Origin of the sequence: Streptomyces sp. NPDC006261 (assembly GCF_040613515.1) — a bacterium.
In the GTDB taxonomy this organism is placed as follows: Bacteria; Actinomycetota; Actinomycetes; order Streptomycetales; family Streptomycetaceae; genus Streptomyces.
The window spans coordinates 37,747-50,198 of record NZ_JBEXSI010000049.1 but is presented as its reverse complement, the minus strand read 5'-3'; the positions used below and the strand labels follow the sequence as shown (position 1 = coordinate 50,198).

General features: G+C 70.1%; 8 protein-coding genes and 3 pseudogenes. 5 read left to right on the top strand and 6 right to left on the bottom strand.

The genetic code is table 11. The features are described from left to right. Positions 1–175: 175 nt before the first annotated feature. Positions 176–592: an ester cyclase gene (locus ABZ154_RS26980; protein ID WP_356836751.1), complete on the top strand. Its 417-nt coding sequence runs from the start codon at positions 176–178 to the stop codon at positions 590–592. A 126-nt stretch (positions 593–718) separates the two neighbouring features. Here ABZ154_RS26980 and ABZ154_RS26975 read toward each other — a convergent pair. The 4 genes and pseudogenes from ABZ154_RS26975 to ABZ154_RS26960 form a co-directional block, all read right to left on the bottom strand. Continuing rightward, positions 719–3,842 (bottom strand): annotated as a pseudogene (locus tag ABZ154_RS26975) (Tn3 family transposase). A gap of 296 nt (positions 3,843–4,138) precedes the next feature. Then, positions 4,139–4,633: pseudogene (locus ABZ154_RS26970) on the bottom strand (transposase family protein); the annotation flags it as partial. A 105-nt stretch (positions 4,634–4,738) separates the two neighbouring features. Then, positions 4,739–4,849, bottom strand: a pseudogene (locus tag ABZ154_RS26965) (transposase); the annotation flags it as partial. 199 nt (positions 4,850–5,048) lie between these two features. Continuing rightward, positions 5,049–5,732 carry a haloacid dehalogenase-like hydrolase gene (locus tag ABZ154_RS26960; RefSeq protein ID WP_356836749.1) on the bottom strand — a complete coding sequence of 228 codons (684 nt, stop codon included), beginning with the start codon at positions 5,730–5,732 and terminating at the stop codon, positions 5,049–5,051. A 119-nt stretch (positions 5,733–5,851) separates the two neighbouring features. On the opposite strand from ABZ154_RS26960, the gene ABZ154_RS26955 reads away from it, so the two are divergent. The 4 genes from ABZ154_RS26955 (at position 5,852) to ABZ154_RS26940 (ending at position 10,097) form a co-directional block, all read left to right on the top strand. After that, complete coding sequence (locus ABZ154_RS26955) at positions 5,852–7,045, top strand: helix-turn-helix domain-containing protein (RefSeq protein WP_356836747.1); 1,194 nt, start codon at positions 5,852–5,854, stop codon at positions 7,043–7,045. 493 nt (positions 7,046–7,538) lie between these two features. Continuing rightward, positions 7,539–7,715 (top strand): hypothetical protein, encoded by a 177-nt coding sequence (locus ABZ154_RS26950; RefSeq protein WP_356836745.1) that lies wholly within the window; start codon positions 7,539–7,541, stop codon positions 7,713–7,715. 311 nt (positions 7,716–8,026) lie between these two features. After that, positions 8,027–8,947 carry a DNA-3-methyladenine glycosylase 2 family protein gene (locus ABZ154_RS26945; protein WP_356836743.1) on the top strand — a complete coding sequence of 307 codons (921 nt, stop codon included), beginning with the start codon at positions 8,027–8,029 and terminating at the stop codon, positions 8,945–8,947. Between the two features lie 151 nt (positions 8,948–9,098). Next, the gene (locus ABZ154_RS26940) at positions 9,099–10,097 is read left to right on the top strand and encodes a hypothetical protein (RefSeq protein ID WP_356836741.1); all 999 of its coding nucleotides are present in this window, start codon (positions 9,099–9,101) and stop codon (positions 10,095–10,097) included. A gap of 161 nt (positions 10,098–10,258) precedes the next feature. Here ABZ154_RS26940 and ABZ154_RS26935 read toward each other — a convergent pair whose 3' ends face one another. Continuing rightward, on the bottom strand, positions 10,259–10,663 hold the full coding sequence (locus tag ABZ154_RS26935; protein ID WP_356836739.1) for a type II toxin-antitoxin system PemK/MazF family toxin: 405 nt from the start codon (positions 10,661–10,663) through the stop codon (positions 10,259–10,261). A gap of 338 nt (positions 10,664–11,001) precedes the next feature. After that, positions 11,002–12,432: a hypothetical protein gene (locus tag ABZ154_RS26930; RefSeq protein WP_356836737.1), complete on the bottom strand. Its 1,431-nt coding sequence runs from the start codon at positions 12,430–12,432 to the stop codon at positions 11,002–11,004. Between the last annotated feature and the right edge of the window lie 20 nt (positions 12,433–12,452).

Here is a 12,452-nt window from a genome sequence, read left to right as displayed (position 1 = left end):
CCTGACCGACCGCCTGGACCAGGACTGGGCGCAGCGCGCCTGAGCCGGACCGCCTCTCGGGAACCGAGACCCGTGCCAGGGTCGGGGCTCCCCACACGCCGAGCCCCGACCCTGGGAGCGACCCCTCGCGGCGTCCCCTGCGCCGTGCCAGAACGACAGAGAAGGACCACATCACATGTCCACCACAACCAACGCCGACCTCGTGCACCGCTTCTACCAGGCCCTTCAGCAGGGCGACTACGACACGCTCACCGGCATGTTCCACCCGGACTTCGTCTTCTACCCCCAGATCGACAGCCCCCGGCCCGGCGCCGCAGGGTTCATCGACGCGGAGAAGAAGCACCTCGACGCCTTCCCCGGCAACCGCCTGACGGTCCTCGACACCGTCGCCGAAGCCGACAAGGTCGGCGCCTACGTCGTGGTCGAAGGAGACCAGGGCGGCGACTACTACAACATCCCCCCACGCGGAGCGCACGTACGGTTTTCCATGTTCAACCTGTTCACTTTCAACGACGGGAAGATCATCGAGAAGCGGGCCCACTACAACCTGGCCGACATCATGGACCAGCTCACGGCCGGCTCCGCTGCCTGACGACACGGGCCCGACAGGGCCACACCCTGCACCTCTCCACCGCCGCCACCGACGGCACCCGCCTGGAACGAAACGCTCCCACCCAGACAGCGATCCGGGCCCCGGCGGGAGACCCCAAGAGCTCCTCTACTCCTCGTCGTCCTCATCCAGCCCGAGCCCGGCCGCGTCCGGGTCGCGCAGCGGGCGCAGGGCGCCGGCGGCCGGGGTGGAGGCGGTGAAGCTGTAGCGGCCGAGCACGTTGAGGTTCGCGTGCTTGAGCGGAGAGAGCCGGGCGATGTCCTCGTCCCGCAGCTCGTGTCCCTCGGCGCGGAGCTGGGCGACGGCAGCGTCGATGTACTTCGTGGTCCAGAGCACGATGGCGTTGAGGACCAGGCCGAGCGCACCAAGCTGGTCCTCCATGCCGTCGCGGTACGCCTGGTGGATGGTGCCGCGCCTGCCGTGGCACACGTCGCGAGCCAGCTTGTGGCGGGACTCCTGCACGGTGAGCTGGCGGTTCATCTGCCTGCGGTAGGTGTCGTCGACGGGGTCGACCATTCGCATCAGGTGCTCAGTCTTAGCGATCCGCCCGTACTCGGCGAACGCCTGTCCCAGGGGCATGGGGTGGCCCTCGCGGCCGAACATCCGCAGCAGGTCGTAGGCGCGGACCTGGTTGGTGACCAGGGAGCCCGCGACCCGGAGCATGTCCGGCCACCACGTCTCGATCTTCTTCAGGTTGACGCGGTTGCGGGCGAGCGGCTCCAGCACCCCGTACGTGCCCGTCTCCACCCCGGGCATCGTCGCCCGCCAGAACCGCTGGTCGTCCAGGTCCTTGAAGCGGGGGCTGAAGTTGTAGCCCAGGATCTTGAAGATCCCGAACACGATGTCGCTGTAGCTCGCATTGTCGGTGGCCACCATCTCCGGCTTCACGCCGCCGTCGAGGTTCAGCAGCGCGTCCAGAATGTGCAGGGAGTCGCGCGGGGTGCCGGGGACGACCATCTGCCCGATGCCCGCGACCTGGTCGTTGACGGCGTTGAGCCAGGTGATACCGCGCTTGAACCCGAAGTACTTCGGGGAGGGCGCCGCGCTGATCGTGCGGACGGGAACGACGAACCGCAGTCCGTCGACCGAGGCCAGCAGCCCGTCGCCCCAGAACTGCACGATCGGCACCTCGGCCTGGGCCTCGATCAGAGCCGCGTTCGCCGCGGCGATGGTGTCGGCGCGCAGGTAGAACTGGTCGACGTGGACCAGGCGGGAGCGGGTCAGGGCCTCGTGGCCGGGGTTGGTGACCGGGGTCATGCCGATGTTGCACGCCTCGCTCACCAGCAGCGCGACCACCGAGGTGGTCAGGTCCTTCATGCGGGTGGTGCCGTCCCCGAGGTGGACAAAGGCGTCGAGGAACCCGGTCCAGGAGTGGACCTCGAAGAGCAGGTCCGGCCTTCGGGAGCATCTTCTCGACCCGCTTGCGCAGCCAGGCCAGCGACTTCGGCTCGCCGAGCGCGCCAAGCTTCTCCACGTTCAGCTTCACCCGGCCGTTCGGCAGGACGTCGAGCGACACCTTCGCGTCCTTGCCCGCCGACTCCAGGCGCTCGGCCATCTGCTTCCAGCCCGCGTCCAGGGCCCGCACCAGCTCCGCCAGGTGCTCGGTGACGGGCATGTCCAGGCTCAGCCCGGCCAGCACGTCCTCGCACACCGCGTCCCACGCCGCGCCGTCCAGGAGCCGGGCGCGCGGGTCGGACCACCGGTGCGAAGGGGAGGCGAACACGTTGCGGTTGTTCAGAGCCCGGTGCAGCTGCTCCAGCACGCACACCACGTACGCGTCCCGGTCCACCGACCCCTGCGGCAGATCGGCGTTCGCGTAGACCGCCTTGCGCCACGCCGGCGGCACCAGCTTCTCGTCCACCTCGCGCGGCAGCAGCGGCTTGTCCTTCACTCGCCTCCGCGCCAGCGCGGGCAGCCGCTTCACCCCGGCGAGCACCCGCGCGCCGCCGGTCGACGCCGCCAGCGCCTTCGACTCGCCCAGCAGCGCCAGGAACGGGCGCACCGTGTTGTAGCGGGTGGTCAGCGCCGCCCGCATCGCGACGTCGGCGGAGTCCTCGTCCTCGGGCACCAGGGACACCACGAGGGCGGCCGCGGTCATCACCGTCTCCCGCGGGGCGACCTCCTCGACCACCGCCCACAGCGCCGCCGTGTCCAGGTCGACGCCGTGCGTCTCCACCAGCTCCAGCTCCTCGAACAGCACCTTCGCCGCCCGCGCGAGCGTCCGGGACGCCTTCTCCAGCTGCGGCAGCGTCGACAGGCGCTCCTTCTCCGTCGCCCGCCTCGCGGTGCTGAGCAGCCGGGTCGCCATCAGCACCTGGAACAGGTCCAGGGCCTCGTCGATGGCCTTCGCCTCCAGGTGCCGCATCACCGCGGTGAGCATCGCGGTGCGCTTGGGCTCCTCGGCCCGCTCCAGACTCGCCGCCTTCGACCCCAGCCCGTACCGGGCGAGCGCGGCCAGCCGGTTCGGCGGGACCTGCGACAGCCGCACCCGGCCCAGACCGAACGCGCCAATCTCATCGACCCGCTCCAGCGACCGCGCGAACGCCGTTCCGGTCGTCCGCGTCGGCGGCCGGCGCAGCCGCTCCAGCTCCGAGTACCGGGCGCCCTCCGGCGTCACCAGCGTGGCCACCAGATGCCCGGGCAGCGCCGCGTCCGCCCGGTGCGCGGCTCTGGCGACCGTGGTGTGCAGCCGCTTCTCCGCGACCGCCCGGACCTCCGACACCTTCCGGGCCAGCACGCTCACCCCGGGCAGCAGCACACGGTGCCGGCGCAGCCAGCCCACCGCCTGGTTGAACAGGGCCACCGGCCCCTCGGCGTGCGTCCACGCCCGCCCGTGCAGGAACGTACGGAACTTCCGCCCCCACTCCGTATCGTCGTACTCGTGGTACTCGTACGCGTCCCGGATCTCCCACGCGTGCTCGTACGCCGTCGGCTTACGCTCGGTGTACTGCTTCACGCAGCTGACGTCCTCGATGCCGAGCTGTTCCCCGAGGTACTCCACCACCGCCCACGGAACGTCCAGCGGGTCGTCCGGGAGGAACCGGCCGATGTAGCGCACGGTGCACATCTGAAGGGCAAACCCGAGCCGGTTGTGATCACCGCGCCGCTTCGCGACCAGCTTGCGGTCCTCGTCGTCGAGGAAGAAGAACCGCTCCAGCTCCGGCCGGGTCGGCTCCTCGTTGCACTTCCCGTACGAAGCCGCCTGCTCGTCGGTCAAGAACTCCACTGGCATGGACCTGACGCTAACGACGCCCGCAGCCGCTCAACGATCTTCCGCCGAACCCCGGCGCCAAGCTGATCGACTGTGCTAGAGGCCCATGATCACCGGCTTAGCGTTAACCGCTGTACCGCTGTTCCCCAAGGCCGTAGGTGATCAAAACGGCCACAAGTATTCATATATTTGGCCGAATTCACTGCTTTTGGCGTTGCCCAGTCGCCGATCTCCTCGACGAGTTCAGCAATCACTCCCACAGCTGACGGCGATGGCCTGCCGGACCATGCCACGGAAGCGGGCCGTGGGCGCCGGCGGCCGACGGCGGCCTTGGCCCCGGATTCCTCCCACGCCTTGCAGTCGTTCCGGTTACCTGGTAGCGGCCGGCCGGCCGACCACGACGACCAGGCGGCTGTCGGCATCGATGACGACTTGGTGGTTGGTGGAGTACCGGTAATTCTTGGACTGCTCGGCCACCGTGTGGTCGCGAGTGGGCACAGCGTGCCGTCCACGATGAGCACGGTGTCCTTGCGGAACCGCTTCCGGGGCTGGAGCGCGAGCAGGGGCCCGAGATGGGTGATGATGTGCTCAGCCGCGGACTTCGAGATGCCGAACAGCAGGGCGAGCTGGCGCATCGCCAAGTTCGTCCGCCAGTACGCCGTGACCAGCAGTACCCGGTCCTCCAGCGGCAGGCTCCACGGTCGGCCCCTGCGAACCGCGGCCGCCCCGTCGTGCCGCAGCATCGTCACCAACTTGCTGAAAGAGCGCGGGCTCAGCTCGGTGCCCCAGCCGGAGCAGCCGGGTACGTCGATCGGCGCACGAAGGTCGCCCGCCCGGGCCACGTCGGTTGTAGACGCCCCGCCAGTTGCCGTACTTCTCCGGCAGGTGCACCCACTGGGTACCGGTCTGAACTTGAAGGCGATCGCGTCGATCACCTCACGGTGGTCTCGCCAGCGGCCACCCCGCTTCGGCGTCCGGTCCGGGAGCAACGGCTCGATCCGCGCCCACTGCGCATCAGTCAACGGCACACCCTGACCAACGAAACGACTGATCCAAACGAAATGGCCTAGCCGCTTTCGTGGCAGGGACCTGCCTCGGTGAGCCGCAGCTCTCGGTCATGCGACCGAAGCTGCGGCTCACCGAGCGGTGCGGCGCTCCCGGGGCACCGCATCGCCAGGTGAGCCGTGCCAGTTGGGGCGCAGGCTTGGGGTCACCGTTCGCTCCTCATCAGTGCAGCAGGGCGCGCAGGGGTTGCAGGTCTTCGAGACCGGTGACGGACACGGCGGCCCCTGCCTTGTCGAGTTCAGCGGTGGTGGTGCGGCCCGTTGCCACGCCCAGGACGCGAACACCGGCCGTACGGCCGGCGGCGACGTCGGCGGGGGTGTCGCCGATGAGGAGGACGTCGGCGTCGGTGAACGGGGTGGTGGTGGCATGGCGGGTGCGAGCGATGGCGGTGCGGACGAGTTCGGCGCGGTCGTCGTGATCCTCGCCGTATCCGCCGTAGGGGAACCGGATGTGGGTGTCGAGCCCGAAGACCTGGAGCTTGATCTCCGCGACGGGCCGGATGTTGCCGGTGACCACGCTCTGCACCACACCGTCCATCTCGGCCAGGGCGGCGAGGGCAGCCGCGGCGCCCGGCAGTGCGTGGCCGCGTTCGCGGAGCTCGTGGGCGTGCAGGCGGTGGAGGTCGGCGGAGCGGCGGGCGAAGTCCTCGAACATGGCCCGGTCGCTGTGGATGCCGTGGAGCTCGGCGGTCTCACCGAAGATGACGGGCTCGGTCATCCCGTCCACAATGGCCTGCTCGCGCATGACCATCCCGGTGGCCTGCTCGAAAGCTTTCCCGAAGAGTTCCCGGCCGACGCCCCGGGTCGCGATGAGGGTGTGGTCGATGTCCCACAGAACGAGCTTCAACGTCGCCTCCCATGGATGTCCGGCGGCCACCGTGTCACACCTTGTGGTGAAGGCGAGTTGGCGGAGCGCCGGGTGGTCCTACGCTGGGCGCATACCCCGGTGAGGGAAGGGACTTCACGATGCTGCCCAGGCTTCCCGTCGGTGAGCGGATCAGGGACCGGCGCCGCCGGCTGGGGCGTACGCAAGCGGTGCTGGCCGGCTTGTGCGGGATCACGACGGACTACCTGTCGCAGATCGAGCGCGGCCTGAAAACCCCCTCGGGGGACGTCCTGGCCCGCCTCGCCGCCGAGCTCCAGGTCCCGGTAGGCACCCTCCTCGGAGACACCGAACCCCACCACCCTGCGCCGACGGCGACCGGCAGCTCCCGTGTCGTGCAGGCGCTCCTGCAACGCCACGGAGCACGCCATCCGACGCCCCCCGATGAGTTACGGGCGCGGGTGGAGCACGCCTGGAAGGTCTGGCAGACCTCACCGCGCCGCTTCACCGAAGCAGAGGCACTCCTGCCCGACCTGATCCGCGACGTGGAGGGCACCGTACGGGCGCTGCGGACCGGCAACGACGCTGCCGCCCGTCGCGAGGCCCTGCGGATTGCCGCCGACCTGTACGGGCTGCTGCGCTCCTACTACCGCCGGACCGGGCGGCCTGACCTGTCCCTCATGGCCGCCGACCGTGCACTGCGCGCGGCGGAGGAGGCCGATGATCCCCTGCGGGTCGGTGCCGCCCGGTGGAACCTGGGGCACGTCCTGCTCGCCCAGCCCGGCAGCGAACAGGACGCGGCCGACGTCGCGATGGACGCCTCCCACGACCTCGCCACCCTGGCCACCCCTGCCGGGGCGGCACTGCGGGGTGCACTGGAGCTGGTTGCGGTCGTTGCGGAGGCGCGGGCTCGCCGCCCGTGGGCGGCCCGGGAACGCCTCGCCGCCGCCGCGGTGCCGCTCGCCCGGCAGACCGGCGAGGGCAACGTCCACTGGACCGTGTTCGGTCCCACCAACGTGATGCTGCACGCCGTGAACGTCGAGATGACCGACGGCGACGCCACCGAAGGCCTGCGCCTGGCCGACCGGATCGACGCCACTCAGATGCCCTCGCGGGAGCGGCAGTTCACTTTCGGACTGGAAGTCGCCCGCTGCTACGACCTGCGCCGCGACGACGCCGCCGTCCTGGTCCACCTCCTCGAACTGGAACAGCTCGCCCCCGAGGACCTGCAACGCAGCCCCCTCGGCTGTCAGCTCGTCACTTCCCTCCTGGGGCGGGTTCGGCCTACGTACCGCGCCCAGGCCACCGGCCTCGCCCAACGCCTCCAGCTCCTGTGAACACCAGGGTCAGCCTCCGGGCGGCCCCAGGGCTCACCCGGACTCGCAGTTCGGGTTGCCCGGCTGATCCGGCCGTACGGTGCCGAGTCACACCGCCGGTCATGGAGAGGTCTCGTGAGCACGGACATCAGCAGGGAGATCCCCGGCTTCGCCGAAACACGCATCGCGGCCGCCGGGGAAACATGGGACGCGGTCCGCACCAACCGGTTCCTGGGCCTGCAAGCCGTCGAACGCCTCGGCAGCACCGCCGGACCGGTCATCGTCGAGCCCACCGCCGTGTACTTCCTCGTCCCCGCCGGCAGCACCCGCACCTGGGACGTACCCCAGTCCATGGGCCTGAGCGACACCCACTACGTCGTCCTCCCCGCCCAGGGCAAAACCCAGCCCCCCGGACCGTACTGGCTCCTGCCACCCCGCCGCCCCCTCGGCAACACCGACGACCTGCGCCGCGCCCTGGAAGCGGTACAGAGCCCGCGCCCCACCGAAACCACAGTTGACCTGGCCCCGCCTGACGCTGGACCAGGTCAGAGGCTTCGCCTGCGCACTGTGCGGGAACCGGCTCTACGCGGACCGGCCGCTCGGCACCTTCACCGCGGCCGAGGGCCTGTGCACCGAGCCCACCGAACTCTGGGCATGCGCCCCCACCTGCTGCGCTCTGCCACCCCGGTAGACGCAGAGCATCGTTCCCGGGCTCGGTCCGCGACCCGGTCTGCGAACGAGAACGCCCCTCGCTCCGGTCTTGTCCGAAGCGAGGGGCGGAAGCTCTATCCCCGCGACCGCGAGGAGAAGACTGCACATACTCTCGGGCCATCCCCACTGACGCAGGGAAGCGGTACCTGAGACCCCATATACCTGGGCCATTCCCGCCTTCACGGGGCGGGCGGCTCCGCCGAGGCAGGGCAGCAACATCACTGTAGCGGCACGGCCTCCGCGATCCATCCCGAGGTCGCCCGCCACTTCCCGCCTCGTAGTCTGGGGTGTATGCCCAGCCGCTCCTGGGCGCCGCCCGCGCCCTACGACCTGCCCCGCACCCTGCGGGTTCTGCGGCGAGGACGGAGCGACCCCTCCTGCCGGCAGGAGGCAGACGGGACCTGGTGGCGAACCTCCCGCACCCCCGACGGCCCGGTAACCTTGCGGATCACCGACCACCCGGACACCATCACCGGACGGCTCATCACCGGCACAGCGTGGGGCCCCGGCGCCGACTGGGCCCTGGCACAGCTCCCCGCCCTGCTCGGCGCCGACGACGACCCGGACATCTTCCGGCCACGGCACCGGGTGGTGGCCGCCGCGCACCGAAAGCACGCCGGCCTCCGGCTCGCACGCACCGGCCTGGTGATGGAATCCCTCATCCCGAGCGTGCTGGAGCAGCGGATCACCACCGGCAGCGCCCACTACGCCTGGCGACACCTCCTTGACGCGTACGGCGAAGAACCCCCAGGCCCCGCACCGGAAGGCATGCGGGTACCACCCTCCGTGGCCCGGTGGCGGATGGTCCCCAGCTGGGAATGGCACCGCGCCGGAGTCGACCGATCCAGAGCCGCGGCGATCCTGCGCGCCTGTTCCTACGCCCCGCGCCTGGAAGAAGCCGCGGCGATGGGATTGCCGGAGGCGGCCACCCGCCTCCAGCTGATTCCGGGGATCGGGCCCTGGACCGCCGCCGAGACCCTCCAGCGAGTCCTCGGCGCGCCGGACGCACTGACCCTCGGCGACCTCCACCTGCCGGTCCAGGTCGGGTACGCCCTCACCGGCGCCCGGGGTGGGACCGACGAGCAGATGGTGAAGCTGCTGGCCCCGTACGCCGGGCAGCGCCACCGTACGGCGCGCCTCATCCTCCTCGGCGGCCGCCTCCCCAACCGCAGAGCGCACCGCGCGCCGCATAGCCGCATCGCCCACCTATAAGCAGCTTGTTCTGATACGTAAGACCGCACGGCGCTTCCTCCCGCCGCCGCCTGCTTGGGGGCTCCAGCTGTTCGCAGATGCGTGTTCGAATGTGTGTTCGGTAATGTGAGGGGTGGAGGTGCCCCCGATGCCCGGACAGCACGATGCGAGGTTGCCCGACAGTGCGCTGCGGATTCTGCACGTGCGCTGCCCGGCCGATGTCGACCCGCAGGTGTACCGCCTCCTGCTGGGCCTGGTCGCCGAGGTCACCCCCGTGGTGCAGGCGCTCCCTCCGTCGGCCTTGGTCGCGGACGTGTCGGGCAGCCTGCGGTACTTCGGCCGGGACCCTTCCGGCCTGGCCCGGATGATCCGCACCCGGGCGCTCGCCCGCTACGGCCTGGACGTGAAGATCGGCGTCGCTTCGACCTGGGCGCTCGCCGCGATGGCATCGAACGAGACCGGCCCCGGCGGCATCCGCACCGTCGGCGCCGCCCGCGCGGAGACGGAAGCGTTCCTGTATCCGCGGTCGGTGGCAGAGCTGTACGGCATCGGCCCCGCCCAGGCCCGCACCCTGACCACGTTCGGCGTCCACTCCGTCGGCATCCTCGCCGCGCTCCCGGAGTCGACCGTGCAGCGCATCCTCGGCGGCCGGACCGGACGACTGAACCACGAACGAGCCCGGGGCATCGACCGGCGGGCCGTCGTCCCCACCGACCTCCCCTACAGCGCGAGCGCCCAGCGCCGCTTCCCCATCGACACCCTCGACCCCACCACCGTCCGCGCCGCCCTGCTCTCCCTCGCCGTCGAGCTCGGCGACCGGCTCCGCAACCGCCACCAGACCGCCCGGACCGTCACCCTCACCGTGACCCTGGCCGGCCGGGGCCAGGTCATCCGCTCCCGCCGCCTGGACGGCGGGCCCTCCGCACACACCGACGACCTCCGCCAGGTCCTCTACGACCTCTACGCCGACTGCGGCTTCCAGCGCGCCCGGATCCGCGCCGTCACCGCCCGCTGCGAACAACTCCAGGACGCCGCCCGCACACCCGAACAGCTCTCCCTCGACCCCCAGCGCGACGACCAGCTCCGCGCCGAGAGCGCGATCGACGCACTTAACCGCCGCTTCGGCGCCGGGACCGTCGGCCCCGCCGCCGCGTACGGACGAGCGGTCTGACGGTCGATCGCCACGACCGCGGTCGCCTGAGCGAGACCGGAGTCTCTGTGACCGAACGGTGGCGCGGTCTCTCGGCGACCGACGGCCGCTCTAGCCCGTCTAGCGTGGATCATCTCGCCCGAGATCGCCCATGCCGACGCGGGCGTCGGCTCCTTCTCCGTCTACCCGAGTTCACCGCGACGGAGGGCGTCCCTTATCTCGCTGAGCTTCGCGGTCGTTGCCGGGGTCCGCTCCTGTGCTTGTTCAGCGAGTCGAAGGGCATCGTCGATCTCGCTGAGCTTCCTGGAGGACAGGACGGCCGCCCGCTCCATCAGGTCGCCCCGGGACACGGTGGTCAGCCACGTGCACGGGGTGAAGCCTGGACGCGGGAACGCGAGCCGCAGCACGCCTTTGAGCGGCAGCCCTTCACCGGCGCCGACCGTCACTTCGATGCCCAGACCGCCGATGTCGAGGCCCGCCGGAGCGACGACCTGCATCACCTGGAACCCGGACGCGTCGTCTCCTGACAGCAGTACGACCAACCTCTGCTCGTCGAACTGGACCCACCAGACTTCGCCACGCTGCACAAGCCCTCCGATACACAGGACGGCAGGCAGACGCTGCGCGACCTGACGCGGTGTGGAGACGGCCCCGGGCAGTGCGCGGTGAGCACCGGGCCTGCCGCCGGGGCTTGCGGGCATGAGGGGTGCCGGCCGCAGGGCCGGATCCAGCCCAGGGCATCGCCCGGGACAGTACGAGTCGCTCTCGACAGCCGGTTCAGAGGGACGGGCGCTACCCGATACGGGTGCGGCTCCAGGCACCGGTCAAGGGCCACGGCACGGCCCACGCCCGTCCCTCAGCGTTCCGTTCACGTCGCAACACGCGCGCGATCAACCAGCTCCGTGATCACGCCTGCGTGCAGGTTCTAGCGGACCTTGAGGGAGAAGACGCTGCGGTCGCCGTCGGGGCCGTAGAGGCTCTCGTTGAGGCCCCACAACCGCCCTGAGTTCGGTGCGTACGAGAGGTTCTGGGTGAGCCTTGGCGATTTGCTGAGAGCGACCGGCGCTTCTCCCGCCTTGGCCCTGTGGATACAGCTGTAAGCCTCAGTGGACCCGGGGTTGGGATGTTCTGACCAACTGGGCGGACAGGCACCGCTCATGTAGAAGTAGGTACCGTCGGTAGCGGCCCCCTGCATGGCCCACACGGGTGAGGTGTATGCCGCGGTCGCAGTGACGTTTCCGATGCCGGTTCCGTCATCGGCCTTGGGCAGGGCCACATCGGCGTTGAGCGGCCAGCGCACCACGCGTCCTCGGTTTCCCCTCTGGGGCGGGTCGCCCTTGGAGGGCGCAGATGCCCCGTAGCTGACGTGCTCGGCGGAGATGAGGGAGTCCGGGTAGGTGCTGCGGTCCAGACTCAGCGTGCTGAGGCAGAGCCGTCCCGTACCGGGTGCGCAGTCACGGGCGGCTCCCGCACCGGGGATGCGATAGCTGCCGATCATGGGCATGGCCCACTGGTGCCAGCGGGCCGACGACGTCTTGCCGTCGGTGACACCGATCTTCGCGGCGATGGTGGTCATGCGCCAGAGGTGACGCATGTCGTAGACCTGAAGTTCGCCGCCGTTGGCGATGAAAAGACGGTTCCCGTACCAGACCATGCCGTCGGCGTGAGTGTTGTCGACAGCCGAGAAGTTCGTGGTGGGGCTCGGGTCGGGCCTGACGAGCAGCACATGACCGTAGGTCGTGCTGGTACTGCCCGCGTTCTTCACGATGGAGATGCGGGCCAGGCTCTCGGTCTCCCTTCCCGCTTTGTCGTTGCCCTGCGCGTCCTTGCCGTGGTCACAGGTGCCGGGACTGTCCTGCTGTTTGCACCTGGCGAAGTACCACGAGGCCAGGTACAGGTGGCTGCCGCCGACCGTGCCCGTAGGGGTCGAGTCATGACTGGCGCTCATGCCCTGCGGTGTCCAGCCGCCGCCCGCCGACCAGGAGTTGGTGTTGTCATCCACCTGGTCCCAGCAGAATCCGTCAGGAACCAGCCTGGTCTCCAGCGGAGCGACACCATGACAGAGGCCGGGCCGGCCCTTGTGCTGGCCGGAGGTGGCCACGTTCAGAGGCGTCGCCGCAGATACGGCGCCGGACCGTTCGACGGCCGCGATGCCCTGCTGGTACTGCGTCCACTGGTTCTCGTCCGTGGCCAGGCGGAAGGCTCCGGCACTGATCGGCGCGAGCTTCTCGGGCTCGGCTGCGCCCACCGGCGCCGCCACCATGCCACTGGCCACGGCAGAGAGCGCCAGGGACAGCGTCACCAGCACGCGTCGGCCGGTGAACTTTCTGGATATGGGGTGCTGTTGATGATGCATCGCTGAACCTTAGTTGCGAT

What these genes read in the sequence shown, in the direction of transcription:
- ABZ154_RS26930 (WP_356836737.1), bottom strand. Translation starts at nt 12,432, where the DNA reads ATGCATCATCAACAGCACCCCATATCCAGAAAGTTCACCGGCCGACGC.
- ABZ154_RS26980 (WP_356836751.1), top strand. Translation starts at nt 176, where the DNA reads ATGTCCACCACAACCAACGCCGACCTCGTGCACCGCTTCTACCAGGCC.
- ABZ154_RS26945 (WP_356836743.1), top strand. Translation starts at nt 8,027, where the DNA reads ATGCCCAGCCGCTCCTGGGCGCCGCCCGCGCCCTACGACCTGCCCCGC.
- ABZ154_RS26955 (WP_356836747.1), top strand. Translation starts at nt 5,852, where the DNA reads ATGCTGCCCAGGCTTCCCGTCGGTGAGCGGATCAGGGACCGGCGCCGC.